This is a genomic window from Microbulbifer sp. NBRC 101763 (assembly GCF_040371615.1).
In the GTDB taxonomy this organism is placed as follows: domain Bacteria; phylum Pseudomonadota; class Gammaproteobacteria; order Pseudomonadales; family Cellvibrionaceae; genus Microbulbifer; species Microbulbifer variabilis.
Genome location: NZ_BAABQV010000003.1, coordinates 468,410 through 492,257, shown reverse-complemented (window position 1 = coordinate 492,257; position 23,848 = coordinate 468,410). Strand labels below are relative to the sequence as shown.

Here is a 23,848-nt window from a genome sequence, read left to right as displayed (position 1 = left end):
ATAAAAACACCATAAAAAAGCCGACTGGAATGTCGGCATTTTGCAGGCAGTTAGTTTAGGCATTTATGCTCTGGAGAAGCAATGGCGGAGTATTTCCACCATTGCTGTGGGTGTGGTGCAGGTCACACTGTCTCCAGTGAGACCGGGGCCTCTCCCTCTCCCAGGCGCTTACTTTTTGGACGAATCACCTCTATCACTTTGTACAGATTTGGCACCAGGATCAGGGTTACTGCGGTAGCAAACAATACGCCGAAAGCGAGACTGATCACCATCGGGATCAGGAACTGTGCCTGGATAGAGCGCTCGAACATGATTGGCACTAAACCGATAAAGGTGGTAATGGAGGTCAAGATAATCGGCCGGAAACGGTCACGTCCCGACTGAACCACCGCATCCATCACTGCCCAGCCCTGGGCACGCAGCTGGTTGATACGATCCATCAGTACCAGGTTATCGTTCACCACTACCCCCGCTGCAGCCAGGAAGCCGAGCATGGACATAATGCTGATGTTATGTCCCATCAACAGGTGTCCAACCACAGCCCCAAAGAATCCGAACGGTACTGCAGTAAGAATCAGCAGCGGCTGCGAGTAGGAGCGGAAGGCAATAGCCAGCAACGCATAAATCGCAAACAACGATAGAACGAAGAAAGCCAGGATAGCGCCGTTAAACTCCTCCTCTTCCTGCATTTCACCGGCAGTTCTCAAAGAAAAACCGGGGAACTGGCGCTTCAGCTCAGGCACCAGAGTTTCGCGCATATCCTTAAGGATTTCCTGCGCAGAGGAAGTATTAGGGGTGATCTCGGCGAAAACCCGCACTGTACGCTCGCGGTTATTGCGGCGAATAGTGGTGTAACCCGGTACATAAACCGCATCTGCCACGGCCGAGAAAGGTACCTCACCTTCCGCCGTACGAATGCGGACCCGATCCATCTGTTCCTCACTGGCGCGCTCTTCCTGGGGATAGCGCACCATCACCCGTACATCTTCACGACCGCGGGGAATACGCTGCACTTCTTCACCATAGAAACCCTGGCGCACCTGCCGGGCCACATCTGCCAAATTGATACCCATGGTGGTGGCATAAGGCTTCAACTGGATTTCAATATCGCGGCGGGCACTGGTGAGGTTGTCACGAACATCATATACACCGGCATAGGTATTGAGCTTCTCCTTTACCGCATCCGCAGCGGCACGCAATTCATCCATATCTCCGGAAGCGGTGCTCAAGTTCAGGCTCATACCGTTGCCCCCATCGTTGATGGTGGCATCGATATTCAAGTCTTCAACACTGGCCGGCATTTCGCCGATGAGTTGACGCCAGCGCAATGCCAGAGTTTTGGAGGTTACATCGCGCAGTTCGCCGTCAGTCAGCTGCAATATCACAAAGATATTGCCTCGCCAGTTGAACACCATAGAGTTTTGAACAAAGGGCTCGCCGTTATTTTGCTTTAGCATTTCCTCATCAGCCGCGAGCTTATCTGCCGCAGCCAGCACCTGGTTCATCACCCGTTCTGCTTCATGGAAGGGCTCACCAGAGGCCATGCTGGCCCGTAATTCCAACAGATCCGAAGGTACCTGCGGCGAGAAGGAGGAACCCACATAACCGCTCATAAAAACACTAATGGAAAGCCCGAGAGCCGATATAAAGATCATTACCGTGCTGCGGCTGTTACCGAGCGACTTCTTCAACAAGGGCAGGTAGTACTTATCACCGGCAGTCTTCATCGCTCCGGCAAAATGCCCACGAAGTTTCTGCAGTTTGATACCCACGCGGGTCTTAGCAGGCTGCTCTGGCTTCATACCAACCAAATGCGCCGGCAGAATCAGCAAAGATTCCACCAGGGAAAATGCCAGACACAGTAACACCACCACTGGCAGAGCGAGCATCATCTGTGCTGTATAACCCGGCAGAAACAGCATGGGAATAAAGAACACCATGGTGGAGGTCACGGCAAAAATTACCGGAGCAGAAACCTGCTTTACTCCTTCCTCCGCAGCTGCCAGGCCTGTGACACCGCGATCGTGAGCTGCGTGTACTGCCTCTCCCACGATAATTGCATCGTCCACCACAATCCCAAGAATCAACAGGAAGGCGAAAAGTGACAGCATATTCAGGCTGACACCCGTGATCGGCAACAGCCAGAGGGCACCGAGAAATGCCACCATAATGCCCACCGTCACCCATATTGCCAGGGCCGGGCGCAGGAACAGCATCAGCATTACGAAAACCAGGACAAAACCACTCAGGGCATTCGTAGTCAGCAAGTTCATGCGACCTTCAAAGGCCTTGGAGAAGTCGAACCAGATATCAAATTCCATCCCCGGGGGCAGCTGGGTTCGAGCCTCTGCCATAAAGGTCTTGATCCGCTCAGCGGTACCCACAACATCCAACGGCTCACCTTGGACCACTCGCAGGTTCATGGCCGGGTTGCCATTAAAGAGAATGACGTTGTTGTACTCTTCAAAGCCGTCTCGAACAGTAGCCACATCACGCAGAAGTAATACCGAGCCATCGGCGCGGCTGACTACGGGAATACGCTCAAAGTCCTCAGCACTGTATGCCTGACCGCGCGTCTGAACCTGGATATCCCCGCGATCCGAACGCACCATACCTGCCGGCAAATCCAGGGATGAGCGACGCACCGCATCAGCGACATCGTTAAAGCTCAGGTTGTAGCGGCGCAGATCCAATTCGGAAACTTCAATCGACAGCTCATCGGGGCGTTCACCCCAGATATCCACACTGCGCACACCGGGGATTAGCGTCAGTTTGTCACGCAAATCCAGGGCTGTTTCCTTGAGCTGACGCTCGGAAACCGGGCCGCCGATGGCGATCATCATCAGCTGGGTATCCCACTCTTGCAGTCGGATTATTGGGCGCTCAATCCCCTCAGGAAAAGTATTGATGCTGTCCACCTGCACCTTGATATCGTTGAGCAGGCGCAGCTCGTCATAACCATCTACGGCCTGAACTTCAACTGAAGAGTGGCCACGGCGCGAGGCAGAGTTGACCTCTTTAATTCCCTTGACCTCAGCGATCGCCTCTTCAACACGCACAGTAACCTGCTGCTCTACTTCCGCAGGGCCAGCACCAGGGTAGGAAATATTCACCTCTACAATGCCCGGCTGAATAGCCGGGAAAACTTCGCGATCGATACCGCTAATACCAAAAATACCGCCGATGATGATCATAATCATCAGCAGGTTCGCGGCCTTACTGTTGCGCACGAACCAGGGAATGATGCCGTTCATCACTGACCTCCCTGTGAGGCGTTATTCGCCGCCGCAGTCTCACTGACCGCTGTAGCAGCCGCATCAGAGGTGCCCTCGACACTGTCAATTAACCCTGCGGGCTTCTCATTAAGAGGATTGGCAGTGAGTGCCATGCCCTCGCGGGAATAACCCAAGCTGGAAACCACCACGCGATCACCAGTAGCGATTTCACCACGTAACCAAACCTTGTCACCAATGCTCTGCAGTAACTCCACTTCTTTGAATATGAGCTTGCTCTCTTCATTCAAAACCAAAAGGTGGTCTCCTTCATGCAATGCCTGGCGTGGCAATTCCACCACATCATCGAAGGTCCTACCGGCGATATCCGCCTCAACAAAAAGGCCATTCATCAGCGGTGCATCGCCTTTGTAAGGGTTCTGTACCTGGGCCACAGCAAAAATAAAGCGACTATTAGGATCGATGCTCGCCTCGGTACGTACGAGCTTCGCACGCCACTCCCGTTCACGCCCAGCCACTACTGCCTGGAGCCGCACTTCAGGGCCATTTTCAATTGTTTTACCCAATGGGAGATCGAGTAGAGCAAGTTGCTGATCAGTCAGGGGCAGACGCACTTCGGCAATACCGGTACTGTGGATTTTCGCCAACCTGGTTCCAGGAGTGATGTACTGACCCAGATCGACATAGGTTTCAACCACACGGCCTGCAAAAGGCGCTGTTATCGTTGTGCGCTTCAAGTCCAGTTTGGCTTGATCGCGATCCGCGCCCGCTGCTGCCACGGCGGCCTCTGCTGCTGCCAGGTGGGGCTTACGCAAGAACAGGGCATTTGCCTCTTCACTACCCAAATCGCGCCATTCACGCTTGGCCTGCTTGGCACGGCCCTGCTCCTGAGCCAGGGCTGACTTAGCGTCGGCTAACTGTGACTCAGCGCGAGTTACTTTGTAAATGTAATCGGCTTGCTCAAACTTCAGCAGGGGCTCCCCTTTTGAGAAAAATCCACCGGGTACAAAGGCATCGGCAACGCTTTCGATAACACCACCAACACGAGCCACCACTTCAATTTCGTGGCGGGCATGCACTGTACCCTGGCTGGGCACCAGCAGTGTCTGGCGGCCTGGCTCCACATAGAGAACATCCGCAACTGGCGGCACCACCGCTTCCGGTGGTTTCTCCTCAGGTTTGGGCTTCAGTGCAACCACCAAGGAAATTGCAGCCGCCCCAATGGCCACAACGATAAGTAACAGCTTGTTCTTGCTCGACACTTTCACAGGCACCCTCTACCCCATTTTGTGACCGAAACTGGTCAAATTTTAATTAGCGCGCATTTTACAGATGTTCGACGCAGATAAGCGTGTATTTGGATGCAGGTTGCCGCACGAGTTTGTGCCCTATCGCAAACCTTTCTCGCAACGCTCTGGTAACGCATAATGCCCGACCCAATTTACCGTTGTAGGAGAGACAGGCGGGCCGCACAAAGCCAAGGAAACCGATGGGCTAGTTCCCGGTCAAACCCCGCTCCTAGAGGTACGAAATCCCCCGGAAAACGGATGTAAACATCAAATGCTGGATATCAACGTTCGCATCGCCGAAGAACTCAATGTACGCCCACAACAAGTCACGGCCGCAGTATCCCTGCTCGATGAAGGCGCCACTGTGCCATTTATCGCCCGCTACCGGAAGGAGGTGACTGGGGCCCTGGATGACACCCAATTACGCAATCTGGAAGATCGCCTACGCTACCTGCGTGAACTGGAAGAGCGCCGCGCAGCCATCCTGAAAAGTATTGATGAACAGGGCAAACTCTCTCCGGAGCTGGCGCAACAGATCAACAGTGCCGACACCAAAAACCGCCTCGAAGACCTCTACCTTCCCTACAAACCCAAACGTCGCACCAAAGGACAAATTGCCATAGAGGCGGGACTGGAGCCACTGGCTAATGCGCTGATTAACGATCCCAGCCTAGACCCTGCTGTAGAAGCTCAGCAATATCTCAACACCGACCACGAAGACGCCTCCCTACAAGTAAAAGACATCAAAGCTGCCCTGGACGGGGCCAAATTCATCCTGATGGAACGATTCGCCGAGGATGCCGAGCTTCTGGGCAAACTGCGCGAATTCCTCAAACGGGATGGGCAGGTCAAATCCAAACTGCTGGATGGTAAAGAAGAAGAGGGAGCCAAGTTCCGCGATTACTTCGAGTATGCCGAAGACTGGTCCAAGGTTCCCTCTCACCGCGCCCTGGCAATTTTTCGCGGCCGCAATGAGGGCATCCTCGCTATCAGCGTAGGTTTGCCAGAGGAGGAGGGAGCTCCCCCCACCGCCGGCCACCCTTGTGAAACCATGATTGCGAGACACTTCGATATTAGCGATGAAGGACGCTCTGCAGATAAGTGGCTCGGCGAAGTAGTGCGCTGGACTTGGCGTATCAAGCTGCTTACCGCACTGGAAACCGACCTGCTGGGTGAACTGCGAGAAAAAGCCGAGGAAGAAGCGATCAAGGTATTCTCCCGCAACCTTAAAGACTTGTTATTAGCGGCACCTGCTGGACAAAAAGCCACTATCGGCCTGGACCCAGGCCTGCGCACCGGCGTCAAAGTAGCAGTGGTAGATGCCACCGGTAAAATACTGGACCACACCGCTATCTTCCCCAACCCACCACAGAACCGCCATCAGGAGTCCGCTGCTGTTATCGCAGCCCTATGCAACAAATATAATGTGGGCCTGATCGCTATCGGCAACGGCACCGCCAGCCGTGAGACCGATAAGTTTGTAGGCGAAACTATCAAGCAATACAAACTCAGCGCGCAGAAAGTAGTGGTGAACGAGGCTGGTGCATCTGTGTACTCTGCCTCTGAATTTGCCGCGCGGGAATTCCCTGACCTGGACGTGACTATTCGCGGCGCTATCTCTATCGCCCGCCGTCTGCAGGACCCGCTGGCAGAACTTGTAAAGATCGAACCCAAATCCATTGGTGTTGGCCAATATCAACACGATGTGTCACAGACACAGTTAGCGCGCTCCCTCGACGCTGTAGTAGAAGACTGTGTAAACGGTGTCGGTGCAGAGCTGAACTCCGCCTCAGCACCACTGCTGGCCAAAGTTTCTGGCCTGACTGCCTCTATCGCCAGCAACATCGTCAGCTATCGCGACCAAAACGGTGCCTTTAAAAATCGTAAACAACTGATGGAAGTCCCTCGCCTTGGCCCAAAGGCCTTTGAGCAAGCCGCCGGATTCCTGCGCATTAACAATGGCGATAACCCCTTGGATAAATCCGGCGTACACCCGGAATCCTACATTGTGGTAAAACGCATCGCCGAGAAAAGCAGCCGTGAGATCAACAGCCTGATCGGTGACTCCGCCTTCCTGCGTCGCCTGAATCCAGCGGACTACACCGACGAAAAGTTCGGGGTACCCACCGTTACCGACATCATCGCCGAACTGGAAAAGCCCGGTCGCGACCCGCGTCCGGAATTCCGCACCGCTCGTTTTGAAGAGGGCGTGGAGGAAATCAAGGACCTGCGCCCGGCTATGGTTCTTGAAGGTACCGTAACCAATGTCACCAACTTCGGTGCCTTTGTGGATATCGGTGTGCACCAGGACGGCCTGGTGCATATTTCCGCACTCTCAGAAAAGTTCGTCAAAGATCCCCATGAGGTGGTTAAAGCCGGCGATATTGTAAAAGTAAAAGTGATGGAAGTGGACGTTGCCCGCAAGCGTATTGGCCTTTCCATGCGTCTCTCCGACGAACCAGGAGAACAGGGAAGCGGAGGTGTTAAAAAAGGTGATCAACGGGAAAATCGCCAGGCTCAGCGCTACAACAAGCAACAAGGCAGCCGGCAGCAAAAGGGGGGCCAAGGTAACAACCGTGGCAGTATGGGCGATCTGTTGATGGCAGCGATGAAGAATAAGAAGTAATAATAGTGAAAGCAAAAGGCGATCTATTGATCGCCTTTTTAACTTAATATCAAACTACTTCTGACGAAGTGTTTCCTAAAGAGAACTCTTTTGAAAGCTCGCTACTGAAATACAACAATTCTCCTGTTGCTGGGTGTTTAAATCCCAGCTCTCTTGCATGCAGTAATAACCTGGGGGCTGCGCTCAGAGCCTCTATATGCGCATAAAAGGGATCACCTAATATCGGATGGCCTATTGCCTGCATATGCACCCGCAATTGATGCGATCGCCCAGTAACAGGTGTAAGTCGAATTAAGCTGCGACTCCCAGAAGTTGTTACTTTTTCCCAACGAGTTAGGGAGGGTTTACCTATTTCAAAATCCACTTTCTGCTTAGGCCTATTCGGCCAATCACAGATTAATGGCAGCTCAACTTTACCGGAGTCAGCTTCAGGAGCTCCCCATACCCACGCTATATAGGTTTTACTTACCTCACGATTTTGGAAGAGAACACTGAGTTGTCTATGCGCTTCCGGGCTACGAGCCATAACTACTAGGCCTGAAGTATCCATATCCAACCGATGCACAATCAATGCTTCCGGGTAACATTCTTGAACTCTGCTAGCCAAACTATCCCAGTTGGTGGGATCACGACCAGGCACGCTAAGGAGTCCACTCGGCTTATCCAATATCAGCAAGGAACTATCTTCAAAAACCACAGAGAGATAGGGCTCTGTGGGAGGGTTGTACTTGCGCATCACTAACTCTTAAAAAATGCTATCTGATACCAATCCCTTCCTGCGGTTTGAGAACCCAATATTCCTTCAAAAGCGAGAGGTCATTTTGCCCCTAGGCCTAGAGATTTCAGAATATGTGCAGAGGTATCAACCTGATTCATCGTATAAAAATGCAACCCGGGTGCGCCACCCTCCAACAGGGTTTCGCATAAATCAGTAACCAATTCCAGCCCTAATTTACGAACATCCTCTGGACTTTGGTAACTCTCCATCCGCTTTTTCAGCCATCGTGGAATTTCAGCACCGCAATTGCGTGAGAAGCGTACTAAATTATCAAAATTGATAATCGGCATAATTCCTGGATAAATCGGTGCATCAATGCCAGCCTTTTCACACTGGTCAACAAAATAAAAATAAGAATCGGGGTTGTAAAAATATTGGGTCAGGGCACTGTTGGCACCTGCCTCAAATTTTCCCTTTAAATAACGTATATCATCGTCATAGCTATTGGACTCCGGATGTATTTCCGGGTAAGCGGCAACTTCCAGGTGGAAATGATCGCCTGTATGGCGACGAATAAAAGCCACCAACTCATTCGCATATACCAGTTGCGCCACAGCTCCCATACCAGAGGGCATATCACCACGAAGTGCTACAATACGGTTTACACCTGCCTCTTGGTATGTATTCAATAAACCGAGTATTGTCTCTTCATTATCACCACCGAAAGATAAATGGGGTGCAATTGAGATACCATCGCGACGCATATCAGTGACGATATTCGAGGTGGTCTCTCGCGTAGTGCCACCAGCACCATAAGTGACAGAGAAAAATTCAGGGTTAAACGCCTGTAAAGCCTCGCGGGTTTTATACAGCTTTGCGCGACCTTCGGGGGTTTTGGGTGGGAAAAATTCGAAACTGATGCGAATGGAGTTTTTCATTTTATTTTCCAGGCCCTCCGAAATTTAGGCACCGGCTAAGCCGGTGCCTTTGATGAGGATATTAGTATTTGTAACTTTCTGGTTTGAACGGACCGTCCACGGAAACACCGATATATTTAGCCTGCTCTTCTGTCATACGGGTAATCACGCCGTCAAAACCTTCAACCATATAGCGGGCTACTTCTTCATCGAGGCGCTTGGGCAGTACTTTTACATACAGTGCAGATACTTTTTGGTCTGCAGGTAGGTCAGCAAACTTCTCTTCAAACAAGTGAATCTGCGCGAGAACCTGGTTAGCAAAAGAGCCGTCCATAATACGGCTGGGGTGACCAGTAGCATTACCAAGGTTTACTAGGCGGCCCTCGGATAGCAGCAGCAGGTGATCATTGGTCTCACTGTTGCGCACCACTTTATGTACCTGGGGCTTAACTTCCTGCCACTCCCAGTTCTCACGCATAAAGGCAGTATCAATCTCGTTATCAAAGTGACCGATATTCGACACAACTGCGCCGCTCTTCAGAGCTGAAAGCATATGCGCATCGCATACATTGGCATTACCGGTAGTCGTTACGATCAAGTCAGTATTGGCCAGCAACTCCTTATTAATACCTTCCGCAGTGCCGGTGTTGATACCGTCAATGTACGGGGACACCAGCTCAAAACCATCCATGCAGGCCTGCATAGCGCAAATCGGATCTACTTCAGACACTTTTACAATCATGCCTTCCTGGCGCAGGGAGGCCGCTGAACCTTTACCCACATCTCCGTAACCGATAACCAATGCTTTTTTACCAGCCAACAGATGGTCGGTAGCACGCTTGATCGCATCGTTCAAACTGTGACGACAACCATATTTATTGTCGTTTTTACTCTTAGTAACAGAGTCATTTACGTTGATTGCCGGTACCTTTAAGGTGCCTTCACGCAACATGTCCTGCAAGCGGTGTACACCAGTGGTAGTCTCTTCACTAATACCGTGACAGTTATCGAGAATATCAGGGTACTTACGATGCAGCAGTTCGGTAAGATCTCCACCATCATCGAGAATCATATTCGGCTGCCAGCCGGCGACATCGGCACCAACAGTGCGCTCCAGACACCACTCATACTCTTCCTCAGTCTCGCCCTTCCAGGCAAATACCGGAATGCCACTTGCGGCAATGGCCGCAGCAGCGTGATCCTGGGTTGAGAAAATATTACAAGAAGACCAGCGCACTTCTGCACCCAGGGCAACCAGAGTCTCAATCAGAACCGCGGTCTGGATGGTCATATGAATGCAACCCATGATACGCGCACCTGCGAGGGGTTGGTCTGCACGATATTTTTCCCGCAAAGTCATCAGTGCCGGCATTTCGCCTTCAGCGATTTCGATTTCACGGCGGCCCCATTCAGCCTTGGAAATATCCGCGATCTTGAAGTCTTTAAATTCAGTACTCATCTGGTTCATGCTATTTAATGTCCAATAAAAATTGTTATTACATTGGAGCTTTATCGCTCCAATTTAGTAGCTCCCAATTCAGAAATAGGAGCCACCGCCTTAAGAAGTGAGATCAAAGTCCGGCCTGGACGCGCAGGGCATCCACCTTGTCAGTTTTTTCCCATGGGAAAGCGGTGAAGGTCTCACTGCGCTCCTGACCATTACTGTCCACCCAGTTATAGGTATGGGTGAAAGGATCACGCCCAAAGTGGCCATAAGCCGCTGTCAGCTGATACATGGGATGCAATAGGTCTAAGGACCTGGAAATAGCAAATGGGCGCAGATCGAAATTCTCACGTACCAGTTCGGCCAGTTTCTCTTCTGGAATAATGCCGGTACCAAATGTATTGATAGCCACAGACGTGGGCTCAGCTACACCGATGGCATAGGAAACCTGGATTTCACAGCGCTTGGCCAGGCCCGCAGCGACAATATTTTTTGCCACATATCGACCGGCGTAGGCCGCAGAGCGATCCACTTTAGAAGGGTCCTTACCGGAGAAAGCTCCACCACCGTGACGTGCAGAACCGCCGTAGGTATCCACAATAATTTTACGGCCAGTCAAGCCACAGTCGCCTACAGGACCGCCGATAACAAAGTTACCGGTTGGGTTGATATGGAACTTAGTGTCCTTGTGCAGCCACTCCACCGGCAGGGTGTGATGTACGATCAGCTCCATCACAGCTTCACGCAAATCAGCCTGGCTGACATCCGGATTGTGCTGAGTAGAAAGAACAACAGCATCAATCGCACAGGGGCGGCCCTGTTCGTCATAGCGGAAGGTCAACTGACTCTTGGCATCCGGGCGCAACCATGGCAGCAGGCCGGACTTGCGCGCTTCCGCCTGGCGTTCCACCAGGCGGTGGGAGTAGTAGATAGGCGCCGGCATAAAGGTCGGGGTTTCATTGGTGGCGTAGCCAAACATCAGGCCCTGATCACCGGCACCTTGGTCTTCCGGTTTGGCACGGTCAACACCCTGGGCGATATCTACAGACTGCTTGCCGATCACATTGATCACACCACAAGTCTCGCCATCGTAACCCACATCGGATGAGGTGTAGCCGATATCGGTGATTACTTTACGCACCAGATCCTCAAGGTCCACCCAGGCAGAAGTGGAAATCTCGCCGGCGATCACCGCAATCCCGGTTTTTACCAGGGTTTCACAGGCAACACGGGCCTGCTTGTCGCGGGCCAGCAATGCATCCAGTACCGCGTCGGAAATCTGATCGGCAATCTTATCCGGATGCCCTTCGGACACGGATTCTGATGTAAACAATCTATATTCACTCATGTGAGAGTCTCCATTTATTCCGCCGCGGGCGGTTAGTAAAATTCTGCTTCTGACAATACGTTCAGACGCCGTCAGGGTTTTATAAATTCTCGTATCTGGATCTGGAAACCGTTACGCAGTGCACTATATACACTGCGCCCATCCCTCAGCCCGGCACTCTGTGCCCAGTCACTCAATTGCTCCGGGGTAAAGCCCAGCCATAGATCACCACAGGCCTCCCTGGCCCAGTCCTGACCGTGCTCTTGCAATTCAGCCACCAACAACTGGCCGCCAGTTTTTAACGCGCTCTGCAAATCATGAAAGATCTGCGCGGGATCTGGGGTGTGATGCAGCACCATATTTACCACGATGGTATCCGCACTTGCCGGGCGCGCCGCGGCGGCACGTGTATCGCTGCAGACAAACTCAATATTGGCCAGCCCCTGCTCATCGGCAAAAGCCTGGGCACGCTCCAACATAGCTGATGACAGGTCCAGAGCCGTTACCGTGCCAAAACGCAGGGATAGTTCCTGCAAAAACTCGCCTTCACCTGGGCCCACTTCCAATGCGTGACGCCCAGAAATAAGCAGTTGGGCCACCTGTGGTCCATAAACGCTGTAGCTAGCGATCAGCTCCTGTTGCTCGCGGAACCGGTTACCGTAATCGGCAAAGAAACGGCGTGAAGCCTCAGCCCGCTCCTCAGAAATTCGCGCTACCGACTGGGCCCGTTCATCGGACAATGACAGAAGATCCAGATTCACAAATAACTGCTCGAGTAGCGGAGTGCCCCCCGTGCGCCGGTAAAAGATGTTGTTACCTTCGCGGCGCTTAGTCACCAGCCCAGCTTGGGCAAGGACTTTTAGGTGGTGGCTCAAGGCGGGTTGGCGCAGATCAAAAATTCGACACAATTCCAGCACACTGTAGGAGTCTTGACTGAGTAGACGCAATATCTCAAGTCGCAGGGGATCTCCTGCAGCCTTTAAGGTCATCGCCAGCTGCGAAATTTCCGCACCGGGACCGGATTCAAAGGTGGGCTGGGATTCAGACATGGGGACGAGTCTAGCAGCCACAAGATGCTATATCAAAAGATTTTGATATAGCTCCATAAAATTATTTTGATGTAGATACTTTTAGGCAATTCCAGAACCCAGATTAGGAAAATTGCTGCTGTACTTGGTGGCAATTTTTCCGGCAAGCCTTTGCGTGGGGCAGGTCTTTACGGGAAAATACGCCCCCATTTTGTCCTCGCGGAAGCTGCCAAGAGAGCGGTACCGCGGCCTACCCGAAAATCAGAGAGCTCTTCCTATGTCTTCTACCCCCTCTCGCACAGACATGGCCAACGCCATTCGCGCCCTGTCCATGGATGCGGTCCAGAAAGCCAACAGCGGCCACCCAGGTGCGCCTATGGGTATGGCAGATATCGCCGAAGTCTTATGGAATGACTACCTGAAGCACAACCCGGCAAACCCTGAGTGGGCCGACCGCGACCGCTTCGTGCTCTCCAATGGCCATGGCTCCATGCTGCTGTACTCATTGCTGCATCTTTCCGGCTACGACCTGCCGATTGAGGAGCTGAAAAACTTCCGCCAAATGCATTCCAAGACTCCGGGCCACCCGGAATACGGTTATGCGCCTGGCGTCGAGACCACTACCGGCCCGCTCGGCCAGGGTATAACCAATGCGGTGGGCATGGCTCTGGCAGAGAAAGTACTGGCAGCCCAATTTAACCGCCCCGGTTATGAACTGGTTGACCATCACACCTATGTGTTTATGGGCGACGGCTGTCTGATGGAGGGTGTCTCCCATGAAGCGTGCTCCTTAGCCGGCACTCTGGGCCTGGGCAAACTGATCGCCTTCTATGACGATAACGGCATCTCCATCGATGGCGAAGTGGGAGGCTGGTTTACCGACGACACACCCAAACGCTTCGAATCCTATGGCTGGCACGTAATCCCCAATGTAGATGGCCATGATGCAGCCGCGATCAAAGCTGCAATTGAGGAGGCCCGCTCAGTTACCGACAAGCCCACCATCATTTGCTGTAAAACGGTTATCGGTTTCGGTTCGCCAAATAAACAGGGCCGCGAAGAATGCCACGGTGCCCCCCTAGGTGACGACGAAATCGCACTGGTGCGCGAGACCATTGGCTGGGCCCACGCACCTTTCGAAATCCCCGAAGGTATCTATGCCGGTTGGGATGGAAAAGCCAAAGGTGAAGCTCAGGAAGACGAGTGGAAAGACATCCTGACTGACTACCGAGAAGAATTCCCTGAGCTGGCCGCCGAATTCGAGCGCCGTATGAGTGGCGAACTGCCGGCAGACTTTCTGGTGAAAGCCGATGATTACATTAAACAGTGCCAGGAAGACGCGCAGAAAATTGCTTCACGAAAGGCGAGCCAGAATGCACTCAATGCCTATGGCCCGTTGCTACCCGAGATCCTCGGCGGCTCTGCCGACCTGGCAGGCTCCAACCTCACTATTTGGTCTGGCTCCAAGGGTGTGAGCGCTGAAGATGCCTCCGGTAACTATGTCTACTACGGTGTGCGTGAGTTCGGCATGAGCGCCATGATGAACGGTATCGCCTTGCACGGAGGTTTCGTACCTTATGGCGCAACCTTCCTAATGTTCATGGAATATGCGCGCAATGCCGTACGTATGGCCGCACTGATGAAGCAGCGTGTTATCTTCGTCTACACACATGACTCGATCGGCCTAGGCGAAGACGGCCCTACCCACCAGCCTGTAGAACAGCTTAGCGCCTTGCGCTCCACCCCGAACCTACACACTTGGCGCCCCTGCGATGCCACTGAATCCGCCGTGAGCTGGAAGATGGCTATCGCGCGCAAAGAAGGCCCCAGCACCCTGGTATTCAGCCGTCAGGGGCTGGCTCCTCAAGCGCGCAATGCCGCACAGCTGGCGCAGATTGAAAAAGGTGGCTACGTACTTTCCGACTGTGAAGGCACTCCCGAAGCAATCATTATTGCTACCGGTTCTGAAGTCGAGTTGGCCATGGCCGCACAGGAAAAGCTCGCCGGCAAGAATGTTCGCGTAGTTTCCATGCCTTGCGCGGAAGCCTTTATGGAACAGGATGAATCTTATCGCGAATCTGTATTGCCCTCTGCTGTGCGTGCTCGTGTAGCGGTTGAAGCCAGCCATAAAGACTATTGGTACAAGTTCATTGGCTTTGATGGCGAGATTATCGGTATGAACACCTTCGGAGAATCCGCTCCGGGCGGCGAGCTGATGCAACACTTCGGCTTTACCGTAGACAACGTAGCCGCAACCGTCGAGAAGCTGGTGAAGTAACTCAGCGCGCTAGCTGGTCGCTCCCTGCTATTGTTTACCGCAGGGAGCGCTCGGTACCTTCCACAATTCCTATCTGGCAGTACTGCTATGACAACCCGACTCGCTATCAATGGTTATGGCCGTATCGGCCGCTCTGTTCTGCGTGCTCTTTATGAATCCGGTGCCCGAGATAACCTACAGATTGTCGCTATTAACGAGCTGGCTGACTGCGCCACTATTGGACACCTGACAAAGTACGATTCCGTACATGGGCGTTTTGCCGGTGAAGTCTCGGTAGAAAATGACATTTTGGTGGTCAATGGTGATCGCATTGCGGTGACACACCACGAACAGCTTGAAGATCTAAATTGGAAGCAGGAAAGAGTCGATATCGTGCTTGAGTGTACAGGCAGTTATAAGGAGCGTAAGCACGCCGAAACCCACTTGGCCACTGGGGCAAAAAAAGTTTTATTTTCCCAACCTGCCAGCCGCGATGTAGATGCCACTATTGTCTACGGCATCAACGACCACACTCTAAACGGCTCCGAAACTATTATTTCTGCAGCCTCCTGCACTACAAATTGCAGCGTGCCAGTGATCGCGGCACTCGACCGAGCATTTGGTATTGAAGCTGGGGTTTTAACCACAATCCACTCCGCCATGAACGACCAGCCAGTAAGCGATGCCTACCATCACACCGATTTGAGAAAAACACGGTCCGCCGTTACCTCAATAATTCCTGTCGATACGGCTCTTGCCCGAGGTATCGAACGCATATTGCCGCATTTATATGGAAAATTTGAAGCCCAGGCTATGCGCGTACCCACAGTCAATGTCTCCGCCATTGATCTGTCTGTTCAATTACAAAAGAATGTAAGTCAAATTGAAGTGAATGCTTTGCTGAAGTCCATAGCCGCAACAGAATTCAAAGGCGTCCTCGGCTTCACCGAAGAACCACTTGCCTCTTGCGATTTTAACCACGACCCTCGCTCAGGAATTATTGATGCCAGCCAGACACGGGTTGCCGGTGACAAATTAGTAAAAATATTAATCTGGTTTGATAATGAGTGGGGGTTTGCTAATCGCATGCTGGATGTCACAGGAGTAATGGCAAAATAAAATTTTATTAATACTCTACATTAGAATATAGGAACATAGCTAAAGTCTAAAATATATCATATATTCCTAGATTAAAACTGATCCGATAAAATCGACTAAGAATTCTATTCCTAGTATTAAACAATACTTTCTAGATATCTATATAAATAAACATTTTATGGTGAGCACTTAAATTACATAATTAACTTTCATACAACCCTTAATGGTATTTAAGGCCTGGAGGTTAACATCTTTAGAATGTCTACTGTACTCCTCTCCAAGCTGATACAACCTCTCTTCTCGATCATATTTATCCAGCTCTCCTAACCATTGAGCCGCGTTGTAAAAATTTTCCCAACTACCGCTCTCAACATACAATTGCTTAAAAGCTGGCACCTGAGATTCATACTCAGCGGCTAAGGCAAGAGTGGCATTATTAGTCTTTTCTACATAGGCTTGGTAGCGCGCCGGATTAGGCCAGCTTGCAGATATTTGCCGATAACATTGACGCAAGCGTACCAGCACTAAATTTTTTTTCTCAAGCTTAAAACTATCCGGTTCAGGGGATTTATAAATGGGTTCGAGCTGCTTGCGCGCCATATTCATCAATTGACGCACGGCCATTGTCTCGGCACGGGCTTGGGTAGCTGAACCGGTCAGGCCCTGGCTGGCAAGCCAACCCGGTAGAGCAAGTTCCGAGACGGCAGTTGCGAAACTTTCATTGAATTGTGTATCACCAGAAATATATACACGCCTGTGTGCCAGTTCATGGAATAGCAATCCGGCTAATCTCTCTGGTGACCAATTTACAAAACTAGAGAGTACTGGGTCATCAAACCAGCCAAGGGTGCTATATGCAGGTACCGGCCCCAGATAAGTATCGTAACCCTGCGCCCTTAGACTATTAACTTTTGCAATTGCAGCAGACTTACGAAAATAACCTCGATAGCTGGCGCAACCAGCAACAGGGTAGCACCAGCGTTTTGGGGTTAAAGAAAATTCAGGAGCAGCCAAGACATTCCAGATGGGATACTGATCTTCCAGCTGTACATAAGAGCTGTAAGCTTGACCAACTGGTAAATTCAACTGCTGGGCAGCATAGGCCCGTATCTCCTGCACCAACATTAACTGTCGCCTCAGCTTTTCACTAGTGCCGGGCTGCTGTACCACTTTTTCAATTGGCTGTCGCGCGGACAGAATCCGCAACTGGCCCGCAGCAGCTTGAGCGTAATACCCCACCGTCTCACAACCACAAAGAAACAATGTGATGACTAACAGCCAAATATGCCTGCCATAAGCGCTTAATACTGACCTTAAGGCTTCAATGCTGATATACACTTTTGTCCTATTTTCCTTTTTGTTTAGTATCGTGCTTGTGGATCTATCCAGCTTCCTACAGACCTTCAATGGGTTATAGCATGCTGCCTGTTAGTGCAATCCTAATAGTCTTTGCTTTGGCATTTGCCGCTATAGCCTGGGGGCGGCTCCTGTATATCTGCTTTTCTGATGGGCCTCTAGCGGGCTTCCTTGCCCTGTTTTTACCACCAGTGGCGTTGTTTTTGCTCTTACCCAACTGGCGTGAAGAAAAGGAGCTCTATCAGTTGCTGGGAGCGGCCATAATCTGCCTGATCTTGGGCCTGGTACTTTAAGATTCCCTTATTGAATTAACTCAATTCCGGTTGATTTAGGTCAAGAGACTTACTTCCCAGGCCCATAGACTATATAGGTGAAGCATTGGCGTACTGGAGAGAAAGATGGATGCCTTAATTGATCTATTTACCAGCTTTTCCGGCTTGCTCAGCCTGGCCGTAATCGGGTTTATATTCCTGATGGCATTCTATTTTTATCGCCTGGTTCAAAACAATGTGGAAAAGGCAGTGGCGGAGCAGGAAAGGAAAGAACAAGCGGCAGTTTCCCACAGGAATAAGCCGGCCTGAACTGGAATATCCCGCTTAAGCCCAGGATCTTAGGGTAAATATTTTTGCCGTTAATACAGGCGGCAGCAGGCAATTATGCAGGGTTAACTCCAGAGCGAGCCCGGCACAATTGTCCATTTCCCGAGCTGACCGTCTGGTTTTTGTCGCGATGGGGGCTTGCTAGTAGTGGCACAAAAACCGGAGTCGATCAGCTTCTTTTTGCATGGAACGCAGACTGCCCATATACCTGGGTAACTCTTGTCTTGAGAGCAAAGGGTTACAATCAGGGGTAGGGTAGACAAAACAACAGGGCTATTGCCCCGGCAGCTTCGGCTGCCGGGGCACTTTACAGCACAGGGAGGTGCTTATTACGCTCCCGGCTAACAGGCAGCTTATTCGGTTTGCTCTTTCTTGGAACCCCTTTTTATCCAGCGCCCAAATAAAATACCCACCTCAAATAAAAGCCACATTGGCACTGCCAGAAGTGACTGGGAAATCACATCAGGTGGCGTGAGTAACATGCCAATCAGGAAACATCCCACAATCACATAGGGGCGCTTGCTACCCAGGGTTTTTGCATCTACCGCTCCGCTCCAGATCAACAGCACAGTGGCGATGGGTATTTCGAAAGCAAAACCAAATGCAAAGAATAATTTCAGCACCAGATCCAAGTAGCTACGCATATCCGGCATCACTTTGATATCTGCATGGGCGGAACCGACAAAGAAATCAAAGAGAATTGGAAATACGACAAAGTAAGCAAAAGCAACACCCGCATAAAAAAGAAAAACGCTGGTGATCAGAATAGGCACCGCAATACGCTTTTCATTTTTATACAGGCCCGGTGCAATAAACGCCCAGGCTTGGTAGAGCACAAAAGGAATCGCAATAAAGAAAGAGACTATAAACGTGGTCTTAAATGGGGTGAGGAACGTTGAAGTCACCTCGGTGGCGATCATCCCAGCATCCCCAACCAGTCTCTCCTGCAGAGGGTTGGCAATAAAATTATAAATCTCTGAAGCGAAAGGCACGAGGCAGGCAAACAAGACGACCACGACCAATAAAGTACGTAACAAGCGGTCGCGCAACTCGATCAGGTGATCGATAAACGGCTGATGACTGTCTTGTGCTTTATCACTCATGGTTGCTTATCTTTTTCTTGTTGTGATGCTTTTTCTTCTTCATCCAATTCGACATTTTCCGGGTGATCGGGGTTCATGTCCGGGTCGCCAAAATCATGCCAGTGCTCCGGATATTCGGGGTCCTGCAACTCCTCCACAGTCTCATCCTGTTCAGGCAGGTAGTCCTCTTTTTCCGCACGGGGGGGCTGGGGTTCTTCGGGGCGCTTCGGGAGGGCATTATCTTTAAGCTCCTTGACCTCCCCCTGTTTGGCATGCTGCTCTGCAGGAGGCTTTTCTTCCGTATCCTCGGTAACCTTCTGCAATGATTCGCTCACTTCACGATTGGTCTCAGTAAAGGTGCGCTCCATTTCCCGGCGACTTTCCTCAATCTCGCGAAGGATGCGCTCATTGTGTAATTCCCGACGAATATCATCCGCACCCACCTCTTTTTCCAACTCTTCACGGGCGCTATGTAAAGTGCGCTTTAAGCCGGACCACCAACGGGCTGTAGTGCGGATGGCATCGGGTAGGCGCTCAGGCCCAACCACGAGCAAGCCCACCACAGCGACCAGCAGCAGTTCAAAAAAGCCAATATCAAACACAGAGCATTACTCGCGTTAACGGTTGCCGAATTATTTATCCTGGGATTGCTTATCTTTTTCCTTGGCGGTACTGCCTTGGTCTGGCTTTTCTTCTTCATCATGCTGCAGGCGCTCGGGATCTTTCTCCTCGTCGGCTTCTTTTTTCTTGTCTTCATCCTTGATCGCTTTGCGGAAGCCCTTAATAGCCCCACCGAGATCGCCACCAAGGTTTTTCAGGCGCTTGGTTCCGAACAGCAGTAGGACAATGACTAGAATAATCAACAGCTGCCAAATGCTAATTCCACCGAATCCCATAATTGTCTCCATGTCATTTAATGCGATAGCCAGACGCTAAGCTGCCACGGGCTATCATTGGTAAACTGCAATTTTGGAAGCCTTCAACTACTACAGCAAAGACTCCTGAATACTTTCGATAAGCGCTTGTTAGCCCTTTTTGGGTCGCGCGGCTTTCTCCACCAGACCTGAAAGGCCAAAACGCCGGCCCAATTCCTCCAGCACATCCTGCGAATCTGCACCCAGATGAGAGAGCATCACCATTGAGTGAAACCATAAGTCCGCCGTCTCGGCGATCATATCCTGATTATCGCCGCTGGACTGTGCGTCTTTCGCAGCGAGAATGGTTTCCGTGGCCTCTTCGCCGACCTTTTCCAGGATTTTATTCAGGCCTTTTTTGTGCAGACTGGCCACATAGGATTTCTCTGCGTCTTCCTCACGCTTGCGACTTTCTAAGACGGCGTCGAGCTGCTGTAACAGGTCACTCATGCAGGGGCTCACTTGTAAATGGCTTTGGGGTCTTGAATCACAGGTTGATTCACCTGCCACTCACCATCCTGTAGTAGGTTGTAGAAGCAGCTGCTACGCCCAGTATGGCAGGCTATACCACCTTCCTGTTCCACCATCAGGAGAACGGTATCTCCATCACAGTCGAGGCGCACCTCGCGCACTTTCTGTAGAAAACCGGAGGTTTCGCCCTTGCGCCATAGGTTCTTGCGCGATCGCGACCAATAAACCGCGTAACCCTCGCTGGCGGTAAGGGCCAGAGATTCGCGATTCATCCATGCCATCATCAATACCCGGCCACTTTTATAATCCTGGGCTATGGCTGGTACCAGGCCGTCACTATTCCAACTGACCTGGTCAAGGAAATCGGTTGTCGCTTTTGCTTGAGTCAATGTCCCTTCCTTCAGAGTTCCAAGTGTAGGTCGGCCCAGACATATCTAGGGCCAGAGCAACAGTACCAGGGCAGCGATACCCAGGGCCCAACCCGAGGGCGGTAACTGCTCCAGCCACTGGGGCTTGCTCAAGACGAGAGCTCCTGCAGCAAGGATTACGCCGCCTACACGGCGCAAGTACTGCCAACGCCCACGACGCTGGCCACTCGCCAGTTTCTCGCCGATATTCTCCAACTGTGGTGCCAGTTCCCGTGACTGCTCCAAGGCGGAATACACCAGTTGCGGCATCTGCGGGAATTTCTCCAACCATTCGGGACCGTAACGCTTAATTTCGCCCACAATGGTTTTCGGGTGGATGCGGTCACGCATCCAGCGTTCCAAAAATGGATGGGCAGTCTTCCACAGATCCAGCTGCGGATAAAGCTGCCGACCCAGGCCCTCGATATTCAACAGCGTCTTTTGCAGCAATACCAATTGTGGCTGCACTGCCATATCGAAACGTCGCGCGGTCTGGAACAGGCTGATCAGCACCCGCGCGAAAGAGATCTCTCCCAGCGGTTTCTCAAAAATGGGTTCGCATACGGCGCGGATCGCCGCTTCAAAAGTATTCACCGGCGTATCGGCCCGCACCCAACCACTCTGTACGTGCAGCTCAGCCACCATTCGGTAGTCGCGGCGGAACATGGCTAAAAGGTTGCGTGCCAGATAGTACTGGTCCTCACGCGAAAGGCTACCGACAATTGCAGTGTCGATGGCAATATACTGAGGACGTTGTGGATGCTCGCGGGAGACAAAAATATTGCCAGGGTGCATATCGGCATGGAAGAAATTGTATTCAAATACCTGTTTGAAAAAAATTTCCACGCCGCGCTCGGCAAGCAGTTGCATATTAGTATCCTGAGCGCGCAACTGCGCCAAATCGGTAACCGGGATGCCCTCAATACGCTCCAGTACTAACACGCTCTCACGTGTGTATTCCCAGTACACTTCAGGGATATACAGCAGTGGAGAGTTATTGAAATTACGCCGCAACTGGGTGCCATTGGCCGCCTCACGCACCAGGTCCAGCTCTCCCTCAATGGTGTGGCGATAGTCCTCCACTACCTCCACCGGGCGCAGGCGTCGCCCATCGGGCACAAAGCGCTCAATACCGCGGGCTAATACCCCCAACAGACGCAAATCTTCCTGGATTATTTCACCAATACCTGGGCGCAGCACCTTTACAACCACTGATTCACCAGTGGTGAGCACCGCAGCATGTACCTGTGCCACCGAAGCCGCAGCCAAGGGCTCGCGCTCAAAGCTCGCGAAAACTTCGTCGACACTGGCCTCCAAGGCCTCTTCAATCAACGAGATACACTGGTCGCTTGGGAAGGGAGGCACCTTGTCTTGCAGGTAATCGAGCTGCTCGACAATATCTGGCGGTAACAGGTCAGGGCGGGTAGAAAGCAACTGACCAAATTTGACGAAAATTGGCCCCAGTTCCTCCAGGGCTCGACGCAGGCGCTCACCGCGCTCCATCTTTGGCTGTGGCAATAGCTTCAGGGGAGCCAGTATCCCTCGCAGCCACAAAGGGCGGCGCTCGGCGGGCAATAGCTGATCGAGACGATAGCGCAGGAAAACCCGCGTGATAGTAAAACTGCGAAAGAGCGGCAAAACTACTCAGCCTCCCTGCGGGAGAACTGCTCTTGCAGCAAACGCACCCGTGCTTCCAGGCGCTCAGTGGCCAGAGACAGCTCAGCGAGATCATCGGCAAAGGCCTCAAATTGCGCCTGTGGTGGGGTCAACTGCCACTCTTCGCTGATGGTTTCCGCAGCCGCAACAGGTGCGCGACTGAGACTGGCGCTCAACCAACTGCCGGCACTGCGCAATACATTGCCGATGGAGTGAGCGGGAATATCGCCTATCAATTGCGCCAGCGGCGCCTCCCAGTCGATATCCAGATCACTCATCATCCACTGCAATTCTGCCAGCAGAGCACTAGAACCACTGATTGAGACCCCCAGGGCCGCGGGCGTGGCATCCGGGTCTTTTAGAAGACGCACAAGAGAAATAGCCGAACCACTGATAGAAGTGGTGACATCTCCCTCCCAATGCTGGCGGACAAATACTTGATCGCCCTCAATGCACAAACAACACTGTAGTTTTGGAGCGGTTAGATCGAGCGCCATAACTTTACCATCCAGCTCCTGCAGACGAGCGCGAGTAGCCGGGTCATATTGCAGGGCGGTATTAATGGCGGTTTCCAGCGCAGCATCAAAACCCGCGCGATAAGTGGGATCGCTCATGGCAGTTATTGGCCTCGTGCCATCACTTGCAGGTAAATCACGTCAAACGCCAGTTAGGGCTTGATGCCACGGTGCAACGCAACAATACCGCCAGTCATATTGTGATATTCACAATCGACAAAACCGGCATCCTCCATCATCTGCTTGAGGGTTTCCTGGTCTGGGTGCATACGAATGCTCTCCGCCAGGTAACGGTAACTTTCCGCATCATTGGCTACCAATTTGCCCATAAATGGCAGTAGGCGGAAAGAATATTGATCGTAGACTTTTCCAAGCAGTTTCGACTCTGGCCTGGAGAACTCGAGCACTAGCAAACGCCCGCCGGGTTTGAGCACCCGTAGCATGGAGCGAAGCGCTAGGTCTTTGTCAGTGACATTACGCAGACCAAAGGCGATAGTTATGCAGTCAAAGGTATTATCCGGGAAAGGGAGGTATTGGGCATCTGCCTGCACTGGCACCACATTGCCGGCGATACCGCGGTCCAGCAGGCGATCGCGACCAACCCGCAACATCGATTCATTGATATCCGCCAGTACCACCTGACCACTGTCACCCACAATACGCGAAAAGCGGGCGGTGAGGTCGCCAGTTCCCCCAGCAATATCCAAAATTTTCTGTCCCGGCCGCGCGCCGGATAATTCGATGGTAAAACGCTTCCAGAGGCGGTGAATCCCCCCAGACATTAAATCGTTCATTACATCGTAGCGCGCTGCCACTGAGTGGAACACTTCTGCCACACGACCGGCCTTTTCCTCCACCGGGACCTCTTGGTAGCCGAAGTGGGTGGTCTTGCGATCCTTCATGCTGTGCTG

21 protein-coding genes are annotated in these 23,848 nt (G+C 51.9%); 5 read left to right on the top strand and 16 right to left on the bottom strand.

Features of this window, described 5'->3' with window-relative positions; all coding sequences use genetic code 11:
- Positions 1-122: 122 nt before the first annotated feature.
- Positions 123-3,254, bottom strand: a complete 3,132-nt coding sequence (locus ABWV76_RS10315; RefSeq protein ID WP_282952117.1) for an efflux RND transporter permease subunit — start codon at positions 3,252-3,254, stop codon at positions 123-125.
- Positions 3,254-4,501, bottom strand: a complete 1,248-nt coding sequence (locus tag ABWV76_RS10310; protein ID WP_020414040.1) for an efflux RND transporter periplasmic adaptor subunit — start codon at positions 4,499-4,501, stop codon at positions 3,254-3,256. The genes ABWV76_RS10315 and ABWV76_RS10310 overlap by 1 nt, the downstream gene beginning before the upstream one ends.
- Positions 4,502-4,793: 292 nt before the next feature.
- Here ABWV76_RS10310 and ABWV76_RS10305 point away from each other — a divergent pair, with 292 nt between their 5' ends.
- Entirely contained in the window at positions 4,794-7,148 is a 2,355-nt protein-coding gene (locus tag ABWV76_RS10305) for a Tex family protein (protein WP_353375901.1), read from the top strand.
- A 49-nt stretch (positions 7,149-7,197) separates the two neighbouring features.
- On the opposite strand, the gene ABWV76_RS10300 is transcribed toward ABWV76_RS10305, so the two are convergent.
- The 5 genes from ABWV76_RS10300 to ABWV76_RS10280 form a co-directional block, all read right to left on the bottom strand.
- The gene (locus ABWV76_RS10300) at positions 7,198-7,884 is read right to left on the bottom strand and encodes an RluA family pseudouridine synthase (protein ID WP_353375900.1); all 687 of its coding nucleotides are present in this window, start codon (positions 7,882-7,884) and stop codon (positions 7,198-7,200) included.
- 80 nt (positions 7,885-7,964) lie between these two features.
- Positions 7,965-8,804 carry a methylenetetrahydrofolate reductase [NAD(P)H] gene (gene metF / locus ABWV76_RS10295; protein ID WP_020414037.1) on the bottom strand — a complete coding sequence of 280 codons (840 nt, stop codon included), beginning with the start codon at positions 8,802-8,804 and terminating at the stop codon, positions 7,965-7,967.
- 61 nt (positions 8,805-8,865) lie between these two features.
- Positions 8,866-10,251: an adenosylhomocysteinase gene (gene ahcY / locus ABWV76_RS10290; RefSeq protein ID WP_026305161.1), complete on the bottom strand. Its 1,386-nt coding sequence runs from the start codon at positions 10,249-10,251 to the stop codon at positions 8,866-8,868.
- A gap of 103 nt (positions 10,252-10,354) precedes the next feature.
- Positions 10,355-11,575, bottom strand: a complete 1,221-nt coding sequence (gene metK / locus ABWV76_RS10285; protein WP_020414035.1) for a methionine adenosyltransferase — start codon at positions 11,573-11,575, stop codon at positions 10,355-10,357.
- A gap of 71 nt (positions 11,576-11,646) precedes the next feature.
- Positions 11,647-12,603, bottom strand: a complete 957-nt coding sequence (locus ABWV76_RS10280) for a metalloregulator ArsR/SmtB family transcription factor (RefSeq protein WP_020414034.1) — start codon at positions 12,601-12,603, stop codon at positions 11,647-11,649.
- 256 nt (positions 12,604-12,859) lie between these two features.
- On the opposite strand from ABWV76_RS10280, the gene tkt reads away from it, so the two are divergent.
- Positions 12,860-14,860: a transketolase gene (gene tkt, locus ABWV76_RS10275; RefSeq protein ID WP_353375899.1), complete on the top strand. Its 2,001-nt coding sequence runs from the start codon at positions 12,860-12,862 to the stop codon at positions 14,858-14,860.
- Positions 14,861-14,947: 87 nt separating this feature from the next.
- The gene (gene gap / locus ABWV76_RS10270) at positions 14,948-15,958 is read left to right on the top strand and encodes a type I glyceraldehyde-3-phosphate dehydrogenase (RefSeq protein WP_353375898.1); all 1,011 of its coding nucleotides are present in this window, start codon (positions 14,948-14,950) and stop codon (positions 15,956-15,958) included.
- Between the two features lie 168 nt (positions 15,959-16,126).
- On the opposite strand, the gene ABWV76_RS10265 is transcribed toward gap, so the two are convergent.
- Positions 16,127-17,275 carry an aminopeptidase gene (locus tag ABWV76_RS10265; protein WP_353375897.1) on the bottom strand — a complete coding sequence of 383 codons (1,149 nt, stop codon included), beginning with the start codon at positions 17,273-17,275 and terminating at the stop codon, positions 16,127-16,129.
- An 80-nt stretch (positions 17,276-17,355) separates the two neighbouring features.
- Here ABWV76_RS10265 and ABWV76_RS10260 point away from each other — a divergent pair, with 80 nt between their 5' ends.
- The gene (locus ABWV76_RS10260) at positions 17,356-17,586 is read left to right on the top strand and encodes a hypothetical protein (RefSeq protein ID WP_353375896.1); all 231 of its coding nucleotides are present in this window, start codon (positions 17,356-17,358) and stop codon (positions 17,584-17,586) included.
- A gap of 105 nt (positions 17,587-17,691) precedes the next feature.
- Complete coding sequence (locus tag ABWV76_RS10255; protein ID WP_020414028.1) at positions 17,692-17,874, top strand: DUF3149 domain-containing protein; 183 nt, start codon at positions 17,692-17,694, stop codon at positions 17,872-17,874.
- A 371-nt stretch (positions 17,875-18,245) separates the two neighbouring features.
- Here ABWV76_RS10255 and tatC read toward each other — a convergent pair whose 3' ends face one another.
- From tatC to ubiE, 8 genes are all read right to left on the bottom strand, one after another.
- Positions 18,246-18,995, bottom strand: a complete 750-nt coding sequence (gene tatC / locus ABWV76_RS10250) for a twin-arginine translocase subunit TatC (RefSeq protein WP_020414027.1) — start codon at positions 18,993-18,995, stop codon at positions 18,246-18,248.
- Positions 18,992-19,576, bottom strand: a complete 585-nt coding sequence (gene tatB / locus ABWV76_RS10245; RefSeq protein WP_353375895.1) for a Sec-independent protein translocase protein TatB — start codon at positions 19,574-19,576, stop codon at positions 18,992-18,994. Before tatB ends, tatC begins: the two co-directional genes overlap by 4 nt.
- A gap of 30 nt (positions 19,577-19,606) precedes the next feature.
- Positions 19,607-19,870, bottom strand: a complete 264-nt coding sequence (tatA, locus tag ABWV76_RS10240; RefSeq protein WP_020414025.1) for a Sec-independent protein translocase subunit TatA — start codon at positions 19,868-19,870, stop codon at positions 19,607-19,609.
- Between the two features lie 129 nt (positions 19,871-19,999).
- Positions 20,000-20,338 carry a phosphoribosyl-ATP diphosphatase gene (locus ABWV76_RS10235; RefSeq protein WP_020414024.1) on the bottom strand — a complete coding sequence of 113 codons (339 nt, stop codon included), beginning with the start codon at positions 20,336-20,338 and terminating at the stop codon, positions 20,000-20,002.
- An 8-nt stretch (positions 20,339-20,346) separates the two neighbouring features.
- On the bottom strand, positions 20,347-20,748 hold the full coding sequence (gene hisI, locus ABWV76_RS10230) for a phosphoribosyl-AMP cyclohydrolase (protein WP_020414023.1): 402 nt from the start codon (positions 20,746-20,748) through the stop codon (positions 20,347-20,349).
- A gap of 45 nt (positions 20,749-20,793) precedes the next feature.
- Positions 20,794-22,404: a ubiquinone biosynthesis regulatory protein kinase UbiB gene (ubiB, locus tag ABWV76_RS10225; RefSeq protein ID WP_020414022.1), complete on the bottom strand. Its 1,611-nt coding sequence runs from the start codon at positions 22,402-22,404 to the stop codon at positions 20,794-20,796.
- Positions 22,405-22,406: 2 nt separating this feature from the next.
- Positions 22,407-23,036 (bottom strand): ubiquinone biosynthesis accessory factor UbiJ, encoded by a 630-nt coding sequence (locus ABWV76_RS10220; protein ID WP_020414021.1) that lies wholly within the window; start codon positions 23,034-23,036, stop codon positions 22,407-22,409.
- Positions 23,037-23,089: 53 nt separating this feature from the next.
- Entirely contained in the window at positions 23,090-23,839 is a 750-nt protein-coding gene (gene ubiE, locus ABWV76_RS10215) for a bifunctional demethylmenaquinone methyltransferase/2-methoxy-6-polyprenyl-1,4-benzoquinol methylase UbiE (protein WP_353375894.1), read from the bottom strand.
- Positions 23,840-23,848 lie beyond the last annotated feature (9 nt).